Source organism: Salinirubellus salinus (assembly GCF_025231485.1).
GTDB lineage: Archaea > Halobacteriota > Halobacteria > Halobacteriales > Haloarculaceae > Salinirubellus > Salinirubellus salinus.
This window is the reverse complement of record NZ_CP104003.1, coordinates 636,688-659,613: the sequence shown is the minus strand read 5'-3', so window position 1 is coordinate 659,613 and position 22,926 is coordinate 636,688. Positions and strand designations below refer to the sequence as shown.

Annotated in this window: 21 protein-coding genes; 12 read left to right on the top strand and 9 right to left on the bottom strand. The window is 67.4% G+C overall.

What is annotated here, in order from left to right; all coding sequences use genetic code 11:
• Positions 1–26: 26 nt before the first annotated feature.
• From N0B31_RS03655 to N0B31_RS03645, 3 genes are all read right to left on the bottom strand, one after another.
• Entirely contained in the window at positions 27–1,763 is a 1,737-nt protein-coding gene (locus tag N0B31_RS03655) for an acyl-CoA carboxylase subunit beta (protein ID WP_260594485.1), read from the bottom strand.
• A 78-nt stretch (positions 1,764–1,841) separates the two neighbouring features.
• Positions 1,842–2,711 carry a class 1 fructose-bisphosphatase gene (locus N0B31_RS03650; protein WP_260594484.1) on the bottom strand — a complete coding sequence of 290 codons (870 nt, stop codon included), beginning with the start codon at positions 2,709–2,711 and terminating at the stop codon, positions 1,842–1,844.
• A gap of 1 nt (position 2,712) precedes the next feature.
• Positions 2,713–3,507 (bottom strand): class I fructose-bisphosphate aldolase, encoded by a 795-nt coding sequence (locus tag N0B31_RS03645; protein WP_260594483.1) that lies wholly within the window; start codon positions 3,505–3,507, stop codon positions 2,713–2,715.
• Positions 3,508–3,604: 97 nt separating this feature from the next.
• On the opposite strand from N0B31_RS03645, the gene N0B31_RS03640 reads away from it, so the two are divergent.
• A complete protein-coding gene (locus tag N0B31_RS03640; protein WP_260594482.1) occupies positions 3,605–4,555 on the top strand; it encodes an alpha/beta hydrolase in 951 nt (316 codons plus the stop codon).
• A gap of 55 nt (positions 4,556–4,610) precedes the next feature.
• Positions 4,611–5,471, top strand: coding sequence for a 3-hydroxyacyl-CoA dehydrogenase family protein (locus N0B31_RS03635; RefSeq protein WP_260594481.1), 861 nt, complete (start codon positions 4,611–4,613; stop codon positions 5,469–5,471).
• Here N0B31_RS03635 and N0B31_RS03630 read toward each other — a convergent pair.
• Entirely contained in the window at positions 5,468–6,472 is a 1,005-nt protein-coding gene (locus tag N0B31_RS03630; protein WP_260594480.1) for a hypothetical protein, read from the bottom strand. The two genes, N0B31_RS03635 and N0B31_RS03630, sit on opposite strands and share 4 nt — an antisense overlap.
• A 228-nt stretch (positions 6,473–6,700) precedes the next feature.
• Between N0B31_RS03630 and N0B31_RS03625 the strand changes: the two genes are divergently transcribed.
• The 7 genes from N0B31_RS03625 (at position 6,701) to sufD (ending at position 13,146) form a co-directional block, all read left to right on the top strand.
• Positions 6,701–7,843, top strand: coding sequence for an acyl-CoA dehydrogenase (locus N0B31_RS03625; RefSeq protein WP_260594479.1), 1,143 nt, complete (start codon positions 6,701–6,703; stop codon positions 7,841–7,843).
• Between the two features lie 51 nt (positions 7,844–7,894).
• On the top strand, positions 7,895–8,521 hold the full coding sequence (locus tag N0B31_RS03620) for a hypothetical protein (RefSeq protein ID WP_260594478.1): 627 nt from the start codon (positions 7,895–7,897) through the stop codon (positions 8,519–8,521).
• 74 nt (positions 8,522–8,595) lie between these two features.
• Entirely contained in the window at positions 8,596–8,994 is a 399-nt protein-coding gene (locus N0B31_RS03615; RefSeq protein WP_260594477.1) for a VOC family protein, read from the top strand.
• Positions 8,995–9,082: 88 nt separating this feature from the next.
• Positions 9,083–9,373 carry a DUF7111 family protein gene (locus N0B31_RS03610; RefSeq protein ID WP_260594476.1) on the top strand — a complete coding sequence of 97 codons (291 nt, stop codon included), beginning with the start codon at positions 9,083–9,085 and terminating at the stop codon, positions 9,371–9,373.
• A 169-nt stretch (positions 9,374–9,542) separates the two neighbouring features.
• Entirely contained in the window at positions 9,543–10,457 is a 915-nt protein-coding gene (locus N0B31_RS03605; protein ID WP_260594475.1) for an ABC transporter ATP-binding protein, read from the top strand.
• Between the two features lie 37 nt (positions 10,458–10,494).
• A complete protein-coding gene (gene sufB, locus N0B31_RS03600; RefSeq protein WP_260594474.1) occupies positions 10,495–11,925 on the top strand; it encodes a Fe-S cluster assembly protein SufB in 1,431 nt (476 codons plus the stop codon).
• Positions 11,926–13,146 carry a Fe-S cluster assembly protein SufD gene (gene sufD / locus N0B31_RS03595; protein WP_260594473.1) on the top strand — a complete coding sequence of 407 codons (1,221 nt, stop codon included), beginning with the start codon at positions 11,926–11,928 and terminating at the stop codon, positions 13,144–13,146.
• Between the two features lie 113 nt (positions 13,147–13,259).
• On the opposite strand, the gene N0B31_RS03590 is transcribed toward sufD, so the two are convergent.
• Positions 13,260–14,252 (bottom strand): DUF7972 family membrane protein, encoded by a 993-nt coding sequence (locus tag N0B31_RS03590; RefSeq protein ID WP_260594472.1) that lies wholly within the window; start codon positions 14,250–14,252, stop codon positions 13,260–13,262.
• A gap of 139 nt (positions 14,253–14,391) precedes the next feature.
• Here N0B31_RS03590 and N0B31_RS03585 point away from each other — a divergent pair, with 139 nt between their 5' ends.
• From N0B31_RS03585 to N0B31_RS03575, 3 genes are all read left to right on the top strand, one after another.
• Entirely contained in the window at positions 14,392–14,874 is a 483-nt protein-coding gene (locus N0B31_RS03585) for a ferritin-like domain-containing protein (protein WP_260594471.1), read from the top strand.
• A gap of 28 nt (positions 14,875–14,902) precedes the next feature.
• Entirely contained in the window at positions 14,903–15,352 is a 450-nt protein-coding gene (locus tag N0B31_RS03580; protein ID WP_260594470.1) for a metal-dependent transcriptional regulator, read from the top strand.
• Positions 15,353–15,758: 406 nt separating this feature from the next.
• A complete protein-coding gene (locus N0B31_RS03575; protein ID WP_260594469.1) occupies positions 15,759–18,077 on the top strand; it encodes an arylsulfatase in 2,319 nt (772 codons plus the stop codon).
• A gap of 64 nt (positions 18,078–18,141) precedes the next feature.
• On the opposite strand, the gene N0B31_RS03570 is transcribed toward N0B31_RS03575, so the two are convergent.
• The 4 genes from N0B31_RS03570 to N0B31_RS03555 form a co-directional block, all read right to left on the bottom strand.
• The gene (locus N0B31_RS03570) at positions 18,142–19,071 is read right to left on the bottom strand and encodes a bile acid:sodium symporter family protein (protein WP_260594468.1); all 930 of its coding nucleotides are present in this window, start codon (positions 19,069–19,071) and stop codon (positions 18,142–18,144) included.
• 70 nt (positions 19,072–19,141) lie between these two features.
• Positions 19,142–20,023, bottom strand: coding sequence for a bile acid:sodium symporter family protein (locus N0B31_RS03565; RefSeq protein ID WP_260594467.1), 882 nt, complete (start codon positions 20,021–20,023; stop codon positions 19,142–19,144).
• Between the two features lie 6 nt (positions 20,024–20,029).
• Positions 20,030–21,442 carry a DUF1254 domain-containing protein gene (locus N0B31_RS03560; RefSeq protein ID WP_260594466.1) on the bottom strand — a complete coding sequence of 471 codons (1,413 nt, stop codon included), beginning with the start codon at positions 21,440–21,442 and terminating at the stop codon, positions 20,030–20,032.
• A 12-nt stretch (positions 21,443–21,454) separates the two neighbouring features.
• Positions 21,455–22,576, bottom strand: coding sequence for a succinylglutamate desuccinylase/aspartoacylase family protein (locus N0B31_RS03555; RefSeq protein ID WP_260594465.1), 1,122 nt, complete (start codon positions 22,574–22,576; stop codon positions 21,455–21,457).
• Positions 22,577–22,926 lie beyond the last annotated feature (350 nt).

The window sequence follows — 22,926 nt, the reverse complement described above, 5'->3', positions numbered from 1 at the left end:
GCCGACCCGAGCGGAACAGTTTGGTCTCAGAGGATCGTGCCGTGCTTCTTGCTCGGCCGCTGTTTCTCCACGCCCTCGTAGAACGTGAAGCGGTTGTTCAGCTCGTCGCGCAGTTCCGAGGGTGGCACGATCTCGTCGATGACCACCTCGCTCGCCATCCGTTTGACGTCGATGTCCTCGCGGTACTCCTCGCGGAGGCGCTGTTCCATCTCCGCGCGTTCCTCGGGGTCGTCGACCGCGGCGAGCTTGTTCGCGTAGACGGCGTTGATGGCCGCTTCGGGACCCATGATACCGATCTCACCGGACGGGAGTGCGATGGTCGAGTCCGGGTCGTAGGCCGGCCCGGACATCGCGTAGATACCGGCGCCGTACGCCTTGCGGACGACGACGCACTGTTTCGGGACGGTGGCCTCGCTCGTGGCGTAGATCATCTTCTTCCCCTTCTCCAGGATGGCCTCCTTCTCGACCTGCGAGCCGGCCATGAAGCCGGGCGTGTCACAGAGGTAGAGCAGTGGGACGTCGAACGCGTCACACTTCCACGCGAACTGGGCGGCCTTCTCCGCGCTGTCGGGGAAGATGGCGCCGGCCCGCTCGTCGGGCTGGTTGGCGATGATACCGACGGGGCGGCCGTCGATACGGGCGAACAGGGTGAGTATCTCCTTGCCGTACTCGGGCTGGAGTTCGAACATCGAGTCGTGGTCGACCACGCGCTCGATCAGGTCGCGCATGTCGTAGCCACGGTTCGGCTCCTGCGGGACGACCGAGTCGATACCCTCCGGCGAGCGCGTTGGCGGCTTCGGGTCCGAGCGCGGCGGCTTCTCGTCGGCGTTGTCCGGGAGGTACGTCATCAGGTCCGCGACGAGTTCGCGGGCGTGCTCCTCGTCGTCGGCTACGAGGTCGGCACTCCCCGACTCGCGAGCGTGCATGTCCGGCCCGCCGAGGTCCTGCATGTCGATCTGCTCGCCCGTGACCATCTCAACCATCCTTGGAGAGGCGATGGCCATCGCGCTCATGTCCCGGACCATGATGGTGAAGTCCGCGAAGACGGGGGTGTAGGCTGCCCCCGCGATACAGGGGCCGTAGAGGACACAGACCTGCGGCACCCGCCCCGAGAGCATCGAGTGGTTGTAGTAGTACTTCCCGATACCCTCGCGGTTGGCGAAGAACTCGGTCTGCTTGTCGATGCGGCCGCCCGAGGAGTCCATCAGGTAGAGCACTGGCTTGCCCGACTTCAGGGCGCGCTGTTGCATCCGCAGGAACTTCTCGGTGCCCCGCTTGGCCATCGACCCGGCCTTCACGGAGAAGTCGTTGGCCATGAAGTGGACGTCGCGGCCCTCGAACGTCGCCGCGCCGGTGATCATCCCGTCGGCGGGGAGTCGGTCGTCGGGGGCCGAATCGGGAGCGTCCTCGTGCCACGCGTCGAAGTTGGCGAACTTGCCGTCCTCGAACCTGAGGCCGTCCTCGCCGAACCACAACTCGAGGCGGTCGCGGACGAACAGTTTGTTCTGCTCGGGGAGTCGCTCGACGTACTTCTCCGGGCCGCCTCGGAGGATGTCGTCGATCTCCTCGCGCAGGGTGGCCTCCCGGTCGGTCGGCCCGAGGTCGTCAGAGAGCGGGAGTTCCAGTTCCGCCTCCTCCACCGCCGCGGGTTCCTCCGCGTCGCCGATGTACACCTTCACGTCCCGGCCCGCCTGCGTGGCGAGGGCCTCCGCGATGGCCGACGCCTCCTCGACGCTGGCGTCGCCGTCGATACGGATTCGCATACCGAGGGGTCAAGCGTTGCCGGTAAACCGTTTTCTATGAGTGGGGCAGGGACGGCGCGTCGGGAGGTTCCGCCCGGCTCAGTTGCCGAGCGTCGCTTCCAGACGGTCGATCAGTCTGGTGTTGCCGACGTGGACGGGCACGCGCTGGTGGATGCGCTCGGGCGTCACGTCCAGCAGGGACCGCTCGCCGTCCGAGGAGCGCCCGCCAGCCGTCTCGACTATGTGTGCGACGGGATTCCCCTCGAACTGGAGGCGGAGTTTCCCCTCGGGGCGCGACTCCAGCCCGGGGTACGCGAACACGCCGCCGTAGGTGAGCACCTGGTTCACGTCGGCGATCATCGCGCCGCCGTAGCGGAGTTTGAGCTCGGTCTCTATCTCACGAGCGTAGTTCTCGAAGCCGGCGGGCCAGTCCGGGACCCGGCCGCCGAAGCCGTACACCGTCGGCTCGTCGGGGAGCGTGAGCTCCTCCGTGACGGTGCGCATCTCCACGCTCTTGCCGTCGCGTTCGAGGACGTACTCGGTGACCGATCCGTCGACGGCGACGACCATCGTCGTCAGCGGGCCGAACAGGACGTACGCGCTGGCGACGAGGTCACGACCGCGCGCGGGGAGTGGCGAGTCGTAGACGCCGAGCAGGACGCCCATCGCGTTGTTCGTCCGGAGGTTCGAGGAGCCGTCGAGCGGGTCCACGGCGACGTGGTAGCGGCCGTCGCCGTTGGAGGTGCGCTCGGCCTCCACCACGCCCGAGCGCTCCTCGCTTGCGTAGGCGGCGACGGACTCGATGTCGAGCAGTCGTTCCTCGAACAACTCGTCCGCCCAGAGGTCCGCCGCGAGCTGCTTCTCGCCTGACGGGTTCTCCTCGTCCTCGTAGCCGCGTCGACCGGCCAGCCCCTCGCGGACCTCCAGACTCGTCTCGGCGACGGTCCGGACGATGCGCTCGACGGTCATCTCACTCGGCCGCCGCGAGCGCCTCGTCGACGCTCGCCTCCTCGAAGATGACCTGTTCGAGCGCGTCGAGGATGCGCGTCGGGTCCTCGCGCTGCCAGACGTTCCGGCCCACGGCGAGCCCCTTGCCGCCGGCGTCGATGGTCTCCTTCACGTCCTCGAGGAACGCGCGGTCGCTCGTCTTCGAGCCACCGGACATGACCACCTTCGTCGGGCCGGCCATCCGCACCGCCTGCTCCATCGCCGACTGACTACCGGGGAACTTCACCTTCGCCACGTCCGCGCCGAGTTCGAGCGCGAGCCGGGCCGCGTAGGCGATGGTGCCCGGCGCGGTGTCGTTCTTGAGCCCCTGACCGCGCGGGTAGGACCACATGACGACCGGGAGTTCGTAGTCGCGGGCGTCCTTCTGCGCGGTGGCGAACTCCTCGGCCATCTCGATCTCGTTGTTCGAGCCACCGTAGAGGGTAAAACCGACCGACGACGCGCCGATGTCGTAGGCCTGTTCGACCGTGCAGTTGACGGCCGAGTCCGGCTCGCCCATCCAGAGGTTCGACGTGCCGTTGAGCTTCATCAGGAGGTCGAGGTCGTCCTCGTAGGAGGGGTAGTAGGCCTCCGCGATACCCTTCTGGACCGCGATGGAGGTGACCGCGGGGTGGGTCGCCGCCTCGAACGTCCGCTCCGGGTCCGCGCTCTCAGGCACCTCGTCGAAGTCGACCGGGCCGTGTTCCAACCCGTGGTCGTACGCGAGGATGAGCACCTTGCCGTCCCGGCACAGCGGGGTGTCGTCGATGGGAATCATACGGGCGGGGGTGCGTCTGACGGCGACTAAGTTCTACCGACCCTAAACGCCGAAACGGTCCCGTAACACACTACCTCCCCTCGGTCGCACGGTGGGTATGGACGCGAGCGAGGAGGCGGGTGCTACGGAGACGGTGGCCCGCGACGTGCCGGCACCGGACGGGACGCGACTACGGCTCTGGGCCCGCGAGGCGGGGGGCGGCGAGACGGACCCGGACGATGCGGTGCTGTTCGTCCACGGCGCGACCTACCCCGGCCGAGCCGTGTTCGACCCCGACCCGGCGTTCTCGTGGCTGGCCGACACCGCGGCGCGCGGGCGGGCGGCCTACGCCGTCGACCTGCGCGGGTACGGTGCCAGTGAAGCGCCGGTGGCGGTGGACGCCGACGCGGGCGACGTGACCCCACCCTGCCGGGCCGCGACGGTGGCCGACGACGTGGCCGCCGCGGTGGCGGCCATCCCGGAGTCACGAGTCCACCTCGTCGGCTACTCGTGGGGGACGGTCGTCTGTGGCCACCTGCTGGCGGAGACGAGTACGCGCGCCGCCTCGTTCACGGCGTTCGCGCCGGTGTTCCGGCCGGCGCCGTCGCTCGTCGAGGGGTTCGACCTCGGCGACCCGCCCGCCCCCGCACGCGAGGTGACGAGACAGGACGCGCTCGACCGATGGACGGCCCAGTTCCCCGGGCACGTCGAGCCGTTCACCTACCGGGACCCGGCCGCGTTCGAGCACTTCTGGGACGCGCTCCACGAGTCGGGGCAGTCCGTCCCCGCGAACGTCCCGACCGTGCGGGCGCCGAACGGCGTCCTCGTGGACCTCGCGGCGGCCGTCGACGAGCGACCCTACGACCCGTCTCGGGTGACCGTCCCGTCGTTCGTCGTCCGCGGGTCGTTCGACCCCACCGCCACGCGGGAGGACGCACTCGGGCTCTACGACGCGCTCCCCGCGGCCCGTGGCTACCACGAGGTGGCGGGGGGGACCCACTTCCTGCCGCTCGAGAAGCGCCACGATGAACTGTTCCGCGCGGTGGCCTCGTTCCACGACGGGCGCTGACCTGCCGGCTGGACTGGTCGGTAGGCTTAGGCCCGGGGGCGTCACACCCTCGGACATGCGAGGACTCTCAGACATCGAGACGGTCGGCGTCGTCGGCGCCGGCACGATGGGCAACGGCATCGCACAGGTCGCCGCACAGCAGGGCTACGAGGTGGTGATGCGCGACATCGAGCAGTCGTTCGTCGACCGCGGGATGGACGCCATCGACGACTCGCTCGCGCAGTTCGTCCGCAAGGACGAGCTGTCCGAGGACGACGCCGACGCCGTGCGAGCGCGCATCTCCGGCACCACCGACCTCGAGGACCTCGCGGCCGCCGACCTCGTGGTCGAGGCGGCCGTCGAGGAGATGGACGTCAAGCGGGACATCTTCGCGGACCTGGACGAGGTGTGCGAGTCAGACGTGGTGCTCGCGACGAACACCTCGACGCTCTCCATCACGACCATCGCGGCCGCGACCGAGCGACCCGAACTGGTCGTCGGCCTCCACTTCATGAACCCGGTCCCCATCATGAAGGGCGTGGAGATCGTCGTCGGCGAGCGGACCGACCCGGCCGTGGCGAACCTCTCACACGAGTTCGCCGAGGACCTCGGCAAGGAGACGTGGGAGTCCGACGACAAGCCGGGGTTCGTCACGAACCGCATCCTGATGCCGTGGATCAACGAGGGGGTCCGCGCGTACGACGAGGGTGTCGCCACCAAGGAGGACATCGACCGCGGGATGACGCTGGGGACGAACGTCCCGATGGGCCCGCTCCAGCTCGCGGACCACATCGGCCTCGACGTCTGTCTCCACGCGACGAAGACGCTCCACGAGGAGCTCGGCGACCGCTACACGCCGGCCTACCTGCTCAAGCGGAAGGTGGAGGCGGGGGACCTCGGGAAGAAGACGGGGCGCGGGTTCTACGAGTACGACTAGAGGACCCGCGACAGCGCGAGGTCGAGCAGGAGGAAGAACAGTGGGAGGAGCACCGAGCCGACCAGTTGCGCGAGGATGGAGACGGACATCGGGTAGAGCTTGACGTCGGCGTACTCCCTGTACTCCCGTCGGAGTCGCTGAATCTCGAGCTGGACGGCCAGCTCGCGGTTGTCGACCGCCGCGGTGTCTCCGTCGCCGGCGGCGGATAGCTGGCCGGGGAGCCCCCGTATCTCCGCTCGTAACCGGTTCAGTTCTGCCTCTCGGAGCCGGTCGGCTACCTTGTGGACCCGGAAGGTCGGGTAGGCGAACGTCCCGGCGATGAAGACAGTGTACAGGAGGATGGCCGACCCGACGAGCCATTCGAGCCGCTGGCCGGCCGCCATCTCGAACCCCATCGGGAGCAGGAGGGCGCCGAGCGACGTCAGCAGCGTGGTCCGGATGGCGAGGAAGCCGAAGGCGCCCAGTCCGCCGAGACCGTCGGGATGCAAGGGGTCGATCCGGAGGTCGACGGCGTCGGTGAACTCGCGGATGCACCGGACGGTCGTCAGCATCCCGTGGAACCCGACGCCCGTGAGGAGGCCCCCCCAGAGGTAGTACGCGAGGTAGATGGGGTAGACGGGGTCCCCGGCGCCCGCGACACCCAGCGCGCGCTGGAAGTCTGTCGCCAGCACCGCGGTGGTCAGTATCAGGACGGTCCACGGGACGGCCGTGTACGCCCACCGGCGCGCGAAGAACCGCTGGTGCCGCGCCGCGAGTCGCTCGACGTCCGCCATCGATTCCTCGACGACCAGTTCCCGCACCTCGTCGAAGAACCCCGGGAGGACCGTCGTGTCGTAGTACCACACCAGCACCGAGGCGACGACGTTGAAGAGGAGGCCGAACCCCATCGCGACCCAGAGCGTCGACGACCACGGCGACGGCGCCGTCGCCCACAGCGTCACCGTGATGCCCACCGGCAGGACGCTGTACCCCACCAGCGCCAGGAGCCACGGCGGGGCCACACCGCCTGCCACTCGTTCGGGAAGTCGACTCACCCAGAGCCGGTCGCCACCGTACTCGTGTTCCCCCACTGTGTCGGTCGTTCGAAGGGGCGTTCACTTATAATGAACCGTCCTGGACCGGGTCTCGTGGCGGTTCCTGCTGCCGTTCGCCGGGACACTGCGGGCGTGGCCCGCCGTGTCGGGTCGCTCGCTCGCAACAGTCAAGTGAAAACAGCCGAAGGCTGAGGTATGGACTTCAGCCTCACGGCCGAGCAGAAGCAGATCAAGGAGATGGTCGCCGAGTTCGTGGACGAGGAGGTCGTCCCCGTGGCCTCGGAGATCGACCACGACGACGAGTTCCCGTGGGACCTCGTGGAGGAACTCGGTGAACTCGGCCTGATGGGGATGCCGTTCCCGGAGGAGTACGGTGGTGCGGACCTCGACTACCACGCCTACCCGATGGCGCTGGAGGAGATCTCCCGTGGCTCCGGCGGCCTCGGCACCATCGTCGCCGCGCACATCTCGCTGGCCGGCAACATGGTCTACGAGTTCGGCAGCCACGAGCAGAAGGAGGAGTACCTCACCCCCCTGGCGCAGGGTGAGGACATCGGCGCGTTCGCGCTCTCGGAGCCGGGTGCCGGCTCGGACGTCCCGGCGATGGAGACGACGGCCGAGAAGAACGGCGACGGCTACTACATCAACGGCGGCAAGCTCTGGATCTCGAACGGCTCGGTTGCCGACACGGTCACTGTCTTCGCCAAGACCGACCCCGACGCGGGCAACAAGGGCATCTCGACGTTCGTCGTGCGCCCCGAGGAGGACGACGGCTTCATCGTCGAGGGCACGGAGGACAAGCTCGGCGACAAGGGCTGTCCCACCGCTGAACTCCGCTTCGACGACCTCTACGTCCCCGAGGACCGCTTGCTGGGCGAGGAGGGTGACGGCTTCGTCCAGGCGCTCAAGACGCTCAACGGCGGCCGCATCACCATCGCCGCCCGTTCGGTCGGCATCGCGCAGGCCGCGCTCGACGCCGCCACGGAGTACAGCCAGCAGCGCGAGCAGTTCGACCAGCCCATCTCGAACTTCCAGGCCATCCAGCACAAGCTCGCGGACATGGACACGAAGACCCGTGCCGCGCGCCTGCTGATGCACGACGCCGCCGACAAGAAGATCCGCGGCGAGAAGTTCATCAAGGAGGCCGCACAGGCGAAGCTCTACGCCAGCGAGGTCTCCCGCGAGGTGGCCAACGAGGGCATCCAGATCCACGGTGGCTACGGCTACACGAAGGACTTCCCGGCCGAGCGGTTCTACCGAGACGCGAAGCTCAACGAGATCTACGAGGGGACTAGCGAGGTCCTGCGCAACACCATCGCGAACGACCTGCTGAACTGAATCGGTCCCGACACGCAGAAGACACTTACCCCGGCCGCCGGCAGTTCGGTCGTGAAGCGCAGAGCCCTCCTCTCCGCGTGCGCAGCGACGAGTGCCAGCGTCGGTCTCGCCGGCTGTAACTCCGCCACGAGCTACCTGTTCGGCTGTCGCGGGGTCGAGCTCGCGCTCGCACTGACACCCATCACCGAGGACGAGGCGCTCCAGCTGGGCGTGGTCCGCGCCCAGCAGTTCGCGGACGTCGTCGAGGACGCCCTCGACGGCCCGGTCCGCGCCGACGACGACCTGGCCGAGCGCCTCGGGACGCGGACGGTCGTCTGGTCGCAGGAGACGGCCGACCACTACCGCGTCCACTACGAAGAAGACGGGCCGGAAACCGAGTACACGGCCGAGCGACTCGTCGGTGCCGACGCGGCCCGCGTGGCAGCCAGCGCGGACCTCGACGCCGCGGCCGACACCGAGACGGCCCGAGATCTCGTCGCTCGTGCTACCGACGAGGAGGTCGAGTGGTGTACCCGCGACGAGAGAGCCGACGCCTACGAGCCGGTGGTCGAGGCCGTCGCCCGGCAGTCCGGCTCTGGCAGACAGGTCTACTACCTCAACGACGACACCGTGACCGCCCCGGCCCGCTTGGACGGCCGGTACTACCGGGCGGCCCTGTGGGCCGACACGGCCGAGTGAGACCCCGCAGTTCCACTTTCACTCCGCTCGGCTGGCTCGCGTTCATCTCCTGCCGAGTCCTCCCTCCGGACGAGATGTTGACCGACATCACACACGTGACGATACTCGTCGAGGACCAGGACGAGGCGCTCGAATTCTACACGGAGACGCTCGGCCTCGTCGTCCGCGACGACGACGAGTTCGAGATGGAGGGGGAGGCCGGCCGGTGGCTCACCGTCTCGCCGCCGGGCGAGGAGTTCCCGCAGCTAGCACTCGTCGAGGCCGACAACGAGGCAAAGCGCGAGCGGGTCGGGTCGCAGGTGGGCGGCCACGTCAACCTCGTCTTCCAGACGGACGACTTCGACGCCGAGTACGAACGGCTGCTGGACGCCGGGGTGACGTTCCACGGCGAACCGATGGAGAACCCCTGGGGAACCGAGATAACCTTCGAGGACCCGTACGGCAACGTCCACGACCTGATGGAAGCGGCCTGACGGCGCGGCGGGGGCGCCCCGGCCGGGACAGGCGGTCCGACCCGCCGGAACCGATGGGTTGGGGTACCCCCCGGCCCTACCCCGTGGCATGAGTGAGTCCGACGAGGCCGAGACGACGGCGGCGGCCGACGGCATCACCGCCCGCTACCGGGAGACCGCCGAGGAGCGACTGCTGGAGTTCGACCGCGACGGCCGGACCGCCGCCGTCGCCCAGAACCTCGAGGGGTACGCGATGCTGAAGGTGCGACCGACCGCCGACGACGACGAGCTGGAGCGGTACTACGGGTTCGACATGGCGCTCGACCACGCGGCGGAGCTGCTCGGTGTCGGCGTCACCGACCTCCCCATCCCCGAGGCGGCACGCGACATGGGGATGTAACCGCAGGGGGGCTGACGCGTGTTGTGGGTGTCACGACTCCCGGCTGCTTGGTGGCACTCCCGTGTCTCGTTCTCGCAGGGCCAAAATTTCTTTCCGAGGAACGAAGCAGAACGGACGAACCCGAAACCATTAACCCCTCTTCGCCCTAGGTTTCGGCTGACCTAACACCATGGCAACGCTCGAAATCAAGAACCTCCACGCGGAAGTCGCCGAGGAGGGTGGCGAGACCATCCTCCGTGGCGTCGACCTCGAGGTGAAGTCCGGTGAGATTCACGCGCTGATGGGCCCGAACGGGTCTGGCAAGTCCACGATGGCGAAGATCATCGCCGGACACCCCGCCTACGAAGTGACCGACGGCGAGGTACTCCTCCACCTGGAAGAGGGTGACTTCGGCGACGACTTCGAGATCCCCGAGGACAAGCGTACGTGGAACCTGCTGGACCTCGAGCCCAACGAGCGCGCGGCGCTCGGCATCTTCCTGGGTTTCCAGTACCCCGCGGAGATCGAGGGAGTCACGATGGTCAACTTCCTCCGCACGGCGCTCAACGCCAAGCTCGAGGAACGCGAGGAGCTCTTCGAGGACGACGACGAGACCGACGACGAGGAAGAAGAGGAGGTCGGCTACGACACCTCCCCGATGGAGGGCAACCCCGACGACGGCGAGGTCGGCGTCGCGGAGTTCCAGCAGCTCCTCCAGGAGAAGATGGCGCAGCTGGACATGGACGAAAAGTTCGCCCACCGCTACCTGAACGCCGGCTTCTCCGGTGGCGAGAAGAAGCAGAACGAGGTGCTCCAGGCCGCCATCCTCGAACCGAGCATCGCGGTGCTCGACGAGATCGACTCCGGGCTGGACATCGACCGCCTGCAGGACGTCTCGCAGGGCATCAACGCACTGCGCGACGAGCAGGGGACCGGCATCCTCCAGATCACCCACTACCAGCGCATCCTCGACTACGTCGAACCCGACCACGTCCACGTGATGCTCGACGGCAAGGTCGCCAAGTCCGGCGACGCCTCGCTCGCCGAGGACCTCGAGGACAAGGGGTACGACTGGGTCCGCGAGGAAGTGTACGAGACCGCGTGAACGTCCACACACCCACACACCACACCAACACGAAATCATGAGTTCAGATCAAGACCACCTCAAAGAGACCGACACCGAGGCTCGCTTCGAGTTCAAGAAGGAGGAGAAGTCCGCCTTCAAGTCCGAGAAGGGCCTCACCGAGGAGACCATCCGCGTCATCTCGGAGGACAAGGACGAACCCGAGTGGATGCTCCAGCGTCGCCTGCGCGCGCTGAAGCAGTTCCAGCAGATGCCGATGCCGACAGACTGGCCCGGCCAGCCGGACCTCTCAGAGGTCGACATCGACGAGATCGTCCCGTACATCCGCCCGGACATCGAGACCCGTGGCGGCGCGGAGAAGTGGGAGGACCTCCCGGACGAGATCCGTGACACGTTCGACAAACTGGGCATCCCGGAAGCCGAGCGCAACGCGCTCTCGGGCGTCGGCGCCCAGTACGAGTCGGAGATCGTCTACCAGAACATGCAGGAGCAGTGGGAGGAGAAGGGCGTCATCTTCATGGACATGGACAAGGCTGTGCGTGAGCACCCCGACATCGTCCAGGAGTACTTCATGACGAAGTGCGTCCCGCCGAGCGACAACAAGTTCGCCGCGCTCCACGGTGCCATCTGGTCGGGCGGCTCGTTCGTCTACGTCCCCGAGGACGTGACCGTCGAGATGCCCATCCAGGCGTACTTCCGGATGAACTCCGAGGGGATGGGCCAGTTCGAGCACACGCTCATCATCGCCGAGGAGAACAGCGAGGTCCACTACATCGAGGGCTGTTCGGCCCCGAAGTACAGCCACTTCAACCTCCACAGCGGGGGCGTCGAGGTGTTCGTCAAGGAGGGTGCCCACGTCCAGTACTCCACGGTGCAGAACTGGTCGAAGAACACCTACAACCTGAACACCAAGCGCGCCATCGTCGAGAAGGACGGCACGATGGAGTGGGTCTCGGGCAGCATGGGCTCGAAGGCCACGATGCTCTACCCGGCGTCCATCCTGAAGGGCCCGGGGGCGACGGACAATCACATCACCATCGCGTTCGCGGGCGAGGGCCAGAACATCGACACCGGCGCGAAGGTCTACCACAACGCGCCGAACACGAAGTCGACCATCGAGTCCAAGTCCATCTCGAAGGACGGCGGCCGCACGAACTACCGTGGCCTCGTCCACATCGCCAACGGGGCGGAGAACTCCAGCACGTCGGTCGAGTGTGACGCGCTGATGTTCGACAACGAGTCCACCTCGGACACCATGCCCTACATGGAGATCCAGGAGTCGAAGGTGGACGTGGCCCACGAGGCGACCGTCGGCAAGATCGGCGACGAGGACGTCTTCTACCTCCAGTCTCGCGGACTGGACGACGACGACGCCAAGCAGATGATCGTCGCCGGGTTCATCGAGCCCATCACGGAGGAACTGCCCATCGAGTACGCGGTCGAACTCAACCGCCTCATCGAACTCGAGATGGAGGGCTCGCTCGGATAGATGAGCACGGGACTCCAGTCCGTCCTGTCCGAAGGGACGGTACGAGAGATCAGCGAGGGGCGCGACGAGCCCGAGTGGCTGCTCCAGCAGCGGCTGGACGCCCTCGAGGCGCTCGACGACCTCGCGTTCCCGGCGGTCATCAAGACGCCGGGGCGCAAGTGGACGGACCTCGCGGACCTAGACTTCGAGTCGTTTGTCGACCCGCTCACGCAGTCCGACGAGAAGGACCAGGTCGGTCCCTCGGGCGTCGAGGTGCTCCCGTTCGCGGAGGCCGTCGACGCGCACCCCGAACTCGTCGAGTCCGCGTTCGGGAACGTCGTCGACCCGCAGACGAACTACCTCACGGCACTCTCGACGGCGCTGTTCACGTCGGGGACGGTCATCTACGTCCCGGAGGGCGTGAACGCCGAGGACGTGAAGGTGCGGACGACGATGAACTCCCGGTCGCTGTTCAACTACACGCTCGTGGTCGCCGAGGAGTCCTCCTCGGTCACCATCCTGGAGCGCCAGCAGACCGGCGACGAGGTCGACGGCGCGCGCTACTACTCCGGCATCACGGAGATCGCCACGGGTGAGAACGCGTACGTCCAGTACGGGTCGATGCAGGACCTCGACCAGGAGACGTACAACTACCAGCTCAAGCGCGGCGTAACCGACACCTACGGCACCTGCAACATCGTCGACGCGAACGTCGGCTCCCGGCTGACGAAGACGAGCGTCGAGGTGGAGCTGGAGGGCGACTCCTCGGAGACGAAGATCGTCGGGGCGTTCTACGGCCACGACGACCAGCACTTCGACATCGACTCGCGCGTCTGGCACGAGGGCGAACACACGACCGCGGACCTCGTCACCCGCGGCGTCATCGACGACGACTCGCGCTCGGTCTACGAAGGTGTCCAGAACGTCGGCCGCGAGGCCTGGGACACCTCGTCGTACCAGCGCGAGAACACGCTGATGCTGAGTGACGAGAGCGAGGCCGACGCCTCCCCGAAGCTCATCATCAACAACCACGACACGGAAGCGAGCCACTCGGCGACCGTGGGGCAGGTGGACCAGCAGGAGCTGTTCTACATGAAGTCCCGCGGCGTCCCCGAGCAGCTGGCGAAGAACATGCTCGTCGAGGGGTTCTACGTCCCCGTGCTCGACGAGATCGAGGTCGAGGAGCTGCGCGAGGACCTGCTGGAGGTCATCCGCGCGCGTCTCGCGTCCCGCACCGCGTGAGTGGCGCGAGCCTCGGTGGACGTGTCCACCGACATCTCGCCTCGCGGACGGTCTGAACGGCCCGGCACGCACCGATTCAGGCACCCACCGCGGTGCTCCCGTTCTCACCCCGCCTACTGGTCGGTGTCGCGGTCCGTCTCCCGGAGGATGAACGGCCCGATGGAGAGCGTCCGCCCAGTCACCGTGGCGATACGGAGGACGTACGACAGCAGGACGGCGAAGGGAGCGACCGCGACGGCGGACGCGGCAGCCACCAGCAGGACACCTTGGTCGACGCCGAGCAGCGTCCCGGTGTAGTCGCCGATGTCGACGAACAGCAGCACGGAGACGGTGATGACGAGTGACGGGATGGCGGCGTAGAGGACCGTCCGCGAGAGGTCGATGAGTTCGGACTGGAAGTAGAGCGTCTTGAAGTGCTCGCGGGCGGGACCGAACAGCGAGAGGGCGTCGGCGAGTGACTCGAGTGCGTCGGTCGTCTCGTCGTCGCAGTCCCCCTCGTCGAGTTGCCGGCGGGCGGTGTAGAGCTTCCACGAGTAGTTGAAGTCGAGCGCGGTCCGGACCACGTCGAACTCGCCGAATGTCGTACCTTCCAGCCGGTCGGTCACGGTGTCGGCGTTCTCCTCCGTCGAGTCGAGCAGTCGCGCCAGTTCGTCGCTCGGGTCCGTCACCGTGTCCCGGACCGCCCGTGCTCGGTCGGCCGTGGCGTCGACCATCGCTCGGAGGAAGGCGGAGGGTTCGGCGGGCGGGGTCTCACCCAGCAGGTCGCGCACGTCGTCGCGGAACGCCATCGCGCCCTCCATCCGTTCGCGCTGGTCGCCGACCGCACCGAGCTCCTGCGAGAGGACGAGCTGGTTCAGCGTGAGGACGATAGTGACGCCGGTGACGGTGGCCCCGATGAACGCCTGGAACGACGTCTCGAGCGGGTCGCCGGTCCGGAGCGCCGCGGCCGCGTCCGGGAAGCCGAGCGAGCACACGACGACGCCGGCGAAGACGAACCCGAGGATGGCGGCCGCGAGCAGTCGACGGTCCGCGTCGAGCAGGAGGTAGAGCGCGGCGCTGCTGCGCTGTGAGCGCTCGCGCATCTCGTCGGCCGGTTCCTCGGACATACCGGGCCTTCTCGGGCACGGCTGAAAAAGTCGTGGCGACCCGGCCAAGGGAACCCCTTAAGTCGCCGCGAACCCCAGCCGTGGACATGAGTGTCGCACCGCCCGACGACCGGACGGCGAGAGGCCGCGAGGTGAGCGCGTGAGCCTCTCGTACCCCGTCGCGTCGGACCACCAGCTCGCACGGCTCCTCCAGATCGGGATGGTGCTGGAGGAGGTGGTCGAGGCCCGCGCCCACCAGCACCACGAGCGACTGGACGACGAGCTGGACGAGCCGACCATCGAACTGCTGAAGGAGGCCGCCGAGGAGTCGGCCGGGCACCGAGCCCAGCTGGAACGACTGGTCGACGAACTCGACGCCGACCCGGTCGCCTACGAGGAGATCGAGCAGCTGGTGGCCGCACGCTACGAGCCCGACACGAACACCGACGGGGTGCTGTACGACCAGCTCGCCAACGAGGAGACGGCCTACAAGTTCTACGACGACCTCATCGGAGCCATCGAGAGCTCCGACGTCAGGTTCGGCGTGGACCGCGAGCACCTGCTCGAGGTGCTCCGGGGTATCCGCGAGGACGAGGCCGACGGCGTCGAACGAGTCACGAAACTGATGGAGGCACGCGAATGAACACGAACGACAGCGACAGGTGGTCGGCGTGAACACGCAGAACCAGTACCTGAAGGCGATTTACCTCGTCCAGCGACAGGAGGACGGCCCCGCCTCGACCGGGAAGGTGGCCGACCGGCTCGGCGTCTCACCCGCGAGTGCGAACGAGATGATCGGGAAGCTCGAGGAGCGCGGTCTCGCCGACCACGAGAAGTACAAGGGCGTCTCGCTGACCGACGACGGCATCCGGATGGCCCGCTCGGCGCTGGAGACCTACTGCATCATCGAGCGGTTCCTCGTCGAGGTGCTGGAGGTCGAGGACGACTTCCGGATGGAGGCCCGCCAGCTCGAGAGCGTCATCGACGAGCGGGTCGGCGAGCGACTGGACACCATCATCGACCGGTCGCCGAACTGCCCGGACTGCTTCGACGCCGAGGCGGACGTCTGCTCGCTGCTCTGTGAGGACCTCGGGCTGGAGGTGAGCGAACCGGCCGACTGAACCGAGACCCGGTCACCGTCCGGTCGCCCCCGCCCGTCCCGACGGCGTCGAGCGGCGACCGGGGGAAGACGGGTCGACGACAGGACGGCCCAAGTAATCGTAATATTACATTACTGGCTGTGTGCCTCGAGTCGACTCCTCCCCGTGAGCGGATGGCCCCGATTCAGTCTGCTATGTGTTTCAGCGTGCGGATTACACCCACAGTGTCGCCAGGATTCGAGCTTCTCTCGAGAGTAGGAGTCCCCTTACATCTCATCGGCGTTTCATAACTATAATCGGCTGTCGCCAAGGCATGCTGTCGGCGCTGACGCCTGCTCGACGCCGGGGAGCCTCGAGACTCGGTCCGAGCGGTTCGGTGCCGAGCGGGGCCGACTCGGCTCGGCCGAACGCGCCGTGACATAGACGTATGCCAGAACGAGAATTTCACGGCCACATCGGCCGTACGTACGACGAATCGGAACCGTGGTGGCCCGAGGAGACTCGCGCCCCCGAGGACGCCCCGAACGTCCTGCTGATTACCCTCGACGACGTCGGCTTCGGCCAGCTGGGCTGTTACGGCGGCCTCATCGACACGCCGAACATCGACCGCCTCGCCGAGAACGGGCTGCGGTACAACAACTTCCACACGACGGCGCTCTGCTCGCCGACGCGCTCGTGCCTGATGACCGGCCGGAACCACCACTCGAACGGGATGGCCGCCATCACCGAGGTTTCAACGGGCTTCCCCGGCTACAACGGGCACATCCCCCACGAGAACGGGATGGTCTCGGAGGCCCTCGTCGAAGAGGGCTACAGCACCTACGCGCTCGGCAAGTGGCACCTCACCCCCGCCGAATCGACGAGCGCCGCCGGCCCCTACGACCAGTGGCCGCTCAACCGCGGCTACGAGCGGTTCTACGGCTTCCTCGGCGGCGACACCGACCAGTACACGCCGGCGCTGATCCACGACAATCACCAGACCGAGCCCCCAGCACGACCGGAGGAGGGCTACCACCTCACGGAGGACCTCGCCCAGCGCGCCATCGAGTTCATCGGCGACGCCAAGCAGGTCGACCCCGACAAACCCTTCTTCACGTACTTCTGTCCGGGCGCCTGTCACGCCCCCCACCAGGTCCCCGAGGAGTACATCGAGAAGTACGAGGGCGAGTTCGACATGGGCTGGGACCAGGCTCGCGAGCAGATCCTCGAACAGCAGAAGAAGGCCGGCGTCGTCCCCGAGGACACCGAACTCTCGCCGCAGAACGAGGACGTCCAGCGCTGGGACTCGCTCTCCGAGGACGAACAGCGCCTCTACAGTCGGATGATGGAGGTGTTCGCCGGGTTCCTCGAACACGCCGACGCGCAGATCGGGAAGGTACTCGACTACCTCGAGGAACTCGGCGAACTGGACAACACGCTCGTGATGCTGGTCTCGGACAACGGTGCCAGCGCAGAGGGCGGCCCGACCGGCTCCGTCGACGAGAACCGCTTCTTCAACAACGTCCCCGAGGACCTCGAGGAGAACCTCGAAGCGATGGACGACCTCGGCGGCCCCGAGTACTTCAACCACTACCCGTGGGGGTGGACGTGGGCCGGGAACACGCCGTTCCGTCGCTGGAAGCGAGAGACCTACCGCGGCGGCGCGAGCGACCCGCTCGTCGTCTCGTGGCCCGAGGGAATCGACGCCCGTGGCGAGGTGCGCGAGCAGTTCGTCCACGCCATCGACGTCGCCCCGACCATCTACGAGGCGGTCGGCATCGACCCGCCGGAGGAGGTCAAGGGCTACTCTCAGTCGCCCATCGAGGGGACGAGTTTCGCCTACACCTTCGACGAACCCGACGCCCCCGAACAGCACGTCACCCAGTACTTCGAGATGCTCGGCACCCGAGCGATCTACCACGACGGCTGGCGCGCCGTCCGCCCGTGGCCGTTCGGCGAGCCGATGACCACCGAGGCCCTCTCGGCGACCACCATAGAGGACTCGGGCTGGGAGCTCTACCACGTCGAGGAGGACTTCGCGGAGGCGAACGACGTGGCGAGCGAACACCCGGAGAAGGTGCTCGAACTCGCCCAGCTCTGGTGGACCGAAGCCGGCAAGCACGACGTGCTGCCGCTCGACGGCCGCAGCGTCCAGCGCTTCGCCGAGGCCCGCCCCCAACCCGGGAAACCGCGCGAGCAGTACGTCTACCACCCCGGCGGCCAATACATCCCCGAGAACGCCGCGGTCAAGGTGTTCAACCGCGACCACAGCATCACCGCCGACCTGACGATTCCGGTCGGTGGTGCGGAAGGCGCCCTGCTCGCGCACGGGAGCCGGTCGGGCGGCTACAGTCTGTACGTGACGGACAACCGCCTCGTGTACGTCCACAACTACGTCGGCGTCGACGAGTACGAGGTGGTCGCCGACGAGCCGCTTCCGGAGGGCGACGTGTCGGTCCGCATGGAGTTCGAGGCGACCGGTGAACCGGATCTCTCGACCGGCAAGGGCGTCCCCGGGACCGTCCGGTTGTTCTACGACGACCGGCAGGTCGGCGAAGGCGAGGTGCCCGTCACGACCCCCATCACGACCGGCCTCACCGCCGGGTTGAGCTGTGGGAAGGACAGCGTGAACGCCGTCACCGATGTCTACCGCGAGCAGACGCCGTTCGCGTTCACGGGCGATATCGCGCGCGTCACGGTGGACGTCAGCGGTGAGCCGTTCGTCCACGAGGAGGCCGAACTGGACCGTATCATGGCGAGAGAGTGAGGACGGTGGCCCTCGCCGTGGCCCGCTGACGGTTCCGGGGCGGGGCCACACTGTCCCGACCCGCTCATCCTTGCTCGGCGGTCGGTCCGACGCGCTCGGCGAGTGGGCTCCGCCGCCAGAACCAGACGACGAGCAGTGACACGACCAGCATGACCACGGCGAACGCGACGATGCTGGCGTCCGCCTCCGAGGCGGGGAACGCACCCGTCGCGATGAACAGCGCGACGTTGACGTTCCGCCCCGCCGTCCCGAGTGCGAGTATCCGTCGGTTCTGGCGAGTCGGCCCGCCCACGACCCACCCGACGAGGATCGTCAGCAGCACGAACACCGCCATCACGAGCAGCGCCCCCGTCCCGAGCAGCGTGGCGAACACGCGGAGCGTCGCTCCGGGGTCCAAGAGCGGCACGACGACGAGCGCCGCGAGCAGCGTCAGGTTGGAGAGTGCCGTGAGTCGGGGAGCGAGTGCCGATGCGAACGCCGGCCTCCGGTCTCGAAGGTACCCACCGACGAACAGCGGGACCACGAGTACCACCAGCAGCGGGAGGAGGAACCGCCAGGGTGCGAAGCGGGTATCGACGTCGAGCAGCGCCAGCGTGAACGCGACCAACAGCGGCACGGTCATCGTGGCGACGATGGTGAGGGCGGCGGTCAGCCGGGTCGCCTCGTGGGAGTTCGCGCCGGTCATCGCGACGAGCTGCGGGATGAACGGCGCACCGGGCGCGACGGCGACGAGCAACAGGCCGACGAGGATGGGTTCTGGGAGGCCGAACACGACGCCGAGGACGAGCGCGAACAGGGGGACCGCGAGCAGGTTCGCGACCAGCCAGCGCGTGACGAGGGCGTACTCCCGGATGGTTCGAAGGACGTCGCCGCGGGTCAACTGGGTCCCCATCGCGGCCATGATGCACACGATGGAGATCACGACGAGGAGCCCCTGGAGACGGCCCAGCACGAGGAACAGCGCGTCGACGACTGGACCGAGGGCCGACAGCACGACCGCTCACCCTCCGATGCGAGTCCGGTGACGACACCGACCGACCGTGACGGGGGGAACGGTGGCCGGGTCAGTCCTCATAGGTCGCCTCCTCTGTGATTGGCAACGGCTGCTGTCGCCCGGTGCGTCGTCCCAGTTCGCCCGCGAGGACGATGAGCAGGCCCATCAGCGTCGCCCCGACGACGAGCATCACGACGACGTTCGGGTCGTCGAAGTTCGCCGCCCCGACCACGAGCGCGGCGGCGACGTTCCGCTGTGCCGTGCCGAGTCCGAGTACCGGCCTGGTCTCCGCCGCCGGTCCACCCAGCAGCCAGCCCACGGCGAGCGAGACGGCGATGAGTATCGCGAACGCGACGAGGACCCCGGTCCCGACGACGCTGAGTAGCGTCTCGAAGTTGAGGACCAGCATCAGCACCACCAGAAACACGAGCGCGGTGGTGGACACCTGGTTCACGGTCGGCTGGAGGCGCTCGGCCGTGTCGCCGTAGCGGGCGTTCACGAACAGGCCGGCGGCCAGCGGCAGGAGCATCAGGACGACGAGCGAACTGGCGATCTCCAGTGGGTTCACCTGCACGCCGGGCAGGAGGAACGGGAGCACGATGGGGACGTACGCGACCGTCACCACCATCAGGAGCACCATCAGGCCGACGCCGAAGGCCACGTCGGCCTTCGCCACCTCAACGAGTTTCGGGAGGAACGGTGCGCCCGCGGCCGTCGCCAGCAGTATCAGCCCGACCGACTGTGCCTCCGTGAGTGGAATCATGAGGAGTATCAGGTACGCGACGATGGGGACGAGGACGAAGTTGGCGACCAGCGCCTTCGCCACGAGCCGCAGGTCACCGAGCGGGTCGAGTATCTGGCCGACGGTGAGGCTGAGCCCCATCGCCAGCATGCTGGTGACGACGAACACGAGCACCGACAGCGTCGCGAGCGATTCCAGGACGACGGCCATCGTCGGTCACTCCGCCTCGGGGACCACCGGGGGCATCTCGTACGACCCGTCGATCAGCGACCAGCGCGGGCCGTAGAACCGGGCCGTGAAGCGGAAGCCCTCTTCGGGCGCCGGGAGCCAGTTCTCCGCCGCATCGGGGTCGCTCGGTCTCTCGTGCTGGACGTAGACGACGAGTTCGCCGCCGTCGACGTGGAGCCTCCCCTCGTCGAGCATGAACGAGTTGACGCTGTAGCGGTCGAGTTCGTTGTCGACGAAGTAGCCCTGCTCGTCGTAGATGGGTATCGACCAGAACTGGGTCGCTGGCGGGAGGTCGTCCAGGTCGAACGTGATGGTGTAGCGCTTCGACCCGTCCAGCGGGTCGCCGTTCGCGTCGGTGAAACCCCAGAACGCGGTGTGCGAGCCGATCCAGTCCGGCCCGCCCCAGCCGAAGTCGGCGAGGACCGCGCGGGTCAGCCAGTCGGTCCGGAAGGCCCCCCGTCGAACGGCTCCGAACGACATCCAGCCGTTCACCTCCTGGAGCCGCTCTCGGCCCGTCCGCTTGACCGTCTCGAAGCCGTTCTGGACCCCGGTGGTCAACGCCTCTTGCGTGGGGCCGTCGAGTGCCGACCACTCGAAGTCCATCCCCGGCCCGATGCCGACCGCTGCCAGCCGGTCGAGCATCTCTCGCTCCGCCAGCGAATCGTCGACGAGCGACATGCTCGGGTCGTTCAGGACGAGGTCGAGGAGGGTGAAGAAGTCCTCCGCGGTCTGTTTCTCGACCTGCCGGGTCGTGAGGTCGTCCATCCGCGGGACCGTCGCGTAGTCCCCTGGGACGACCGACCGTTCCGCCTGTGGCACGCCCGCGTGGTCGTTCTCGAGCCACTCGCCCAGCGGGGTGATGGTCGACCGCTCCTGGAGGTCGTTGACGTGGGCGACTTCGGCGTCGTCGGTCGGATCGTGGAGCGCGTAGCGGACGATGGCGAAGACGGTCTTCGTCGGTGCGTCGACGACGTCGGTCGTGGGGAACTCGCCCGGAACCAGCCCCTCGTACCTGTCCGGCAGTATAAGGTACGACCGGGCGTCGGTGCCGTCGAACTGGTTACCAGCGAAGTGGAAGTACTGCCCGTACTGGTCCATCATCTGGAGCGAGAAGTACCGGTCCGTGACCTCGGGCATCTCGACGACGACCGGCTCCTCCTGGAGGTCGAGGAACGCCATCGCGTAGAGCGTGGTCGCGTTCGGTGTGACGATCTCCTCGAAGTCGGCCGTTATCGGCTGGCCGTCGTTGGGCCGGTCCCACCGGTTGATACCGACGTAGACGTCGCTGTCCTCCTTCTGGGTGTAATTGTAGCGTGTCTCGTAGAAGATGACCTGTTGGAGGCCGTACAGGTACGCGTCTTCGGCGAGCGATTCGATCTTGGGGTCGATAGCAGTTGCCATGGGTTGGGTGTGTCAGTCGTCGTCCGCGTGCTCGTCCGGTCCGTCTTCGAGGAGCGGTTCGGCCAACTGCTCGCCCATCTTCCCCATCCAGTGGAAGGTGCCGTGTCTGGCGAAGCCGACCTGTTCGTAGGAGCGGCGCACGTGCTCGCGGTCCTCCTCGGTTATCTCGACGAGGTGGACGAGCGGGTGTCCCGGGAGGACCCGGGGGTTCGCCAGGATACCGGCGAGGAAGCCGTCGAACGGGGCGGTGACCACGTGCTCCTCGGTCCTGAAGTGGTCGGAGACGACGCAGATGGTCTCGCCCTCGTCGACGATGGGCAGCGGTCCCCACTTCATCTCCACGAGCCCGCCGTGGTCGGCCCGGATCCACTTCTTCTGGTCGTCGCTCGTGAGGACCTTCTGGAACTCGGGTCGCCGTGGTGTCGCCTCGGGGTACATCTCGTAGGCCGCCAGCACGTTCTCGACGGCCTGCACGCCGAGGTCAATGAGCATCGGCTGGAAGCGGTTCGCCTCGCCCATCTCGACGGTGACGATTGGCGTGCCGTTCTCCGTCGCCACCCGACGGAGCATCCCGGAACTCCCCTGGCCGGACATGACGAGCGGGATGCCCGCCGCCTCGACGAGTCGCTGGATGCCCTCGTCCTCCATGTCCGCCCGGCCGTGGAAGACGGTCATCCGGTTGCGTGTCGAGGTGTGGAAGTCCAGCCCAATGTCGCACTTGCTGACGAACCGGTCCCAGATGACCCGGGCCATCCGCGAGGCGGTCGAGCCGCCCTCAGTCCCCGGGAACGACCGGTTGAGGTCCTGGTCGTAGATGGGGAGGTAGCGCTGCTGGGCGATGTAGCCGGGCACGTTCACGACGTGCAGGCAGACGATGGTACCGTGGAGGTCGGCCGGGTCGTACCGGTCGGCGACCTCCTGGAGCACCTTGACGCCGTTGACCTCGTCGCCGTGGATGGCCGCCGAGAGGCACAGCCGGGGGCCGGCGTGTTCGCCGTTGATGATGGTCACCGGGAGCTCGACCGGACGGCCGAGGTACGTCTCACCCACTTCGTACTGGATGTGCCGAACCTCGCCGGGGTCGACCTCCGCGTCGTAACGGAACGGCCGTGGCGTGTCGTGTATGGAACTCATCTCGTGTCCTCCTGAGCCGCGACGGACGCTCCGGGCGCCGACGTGGACGGCCGACTCGCCGGGAGCGACCGGAGTCGTCCACAGAAGGTGCCCTGTAACGGAGCGTCCACGGCAGACCCGAGCGCCCCGGCGCTATTAGTAAGTATCCTGATAACTGCGTACAGGAACTGTATAACGGTCCTCGGTGTCGTTCTGTCCGTATCGTGAGACAGAACAGGTACTCGAACTGTCACTCGCGGTCGGAGCACCTCGGAGCCGACGTTCGTCCCGGGGGCCGGACCGGTACGCCCCCCGAGGGACGGGTCGAGTCGGGTCAGGGCGAGAGCGTCGCCACGGGGACCCTACCCTCG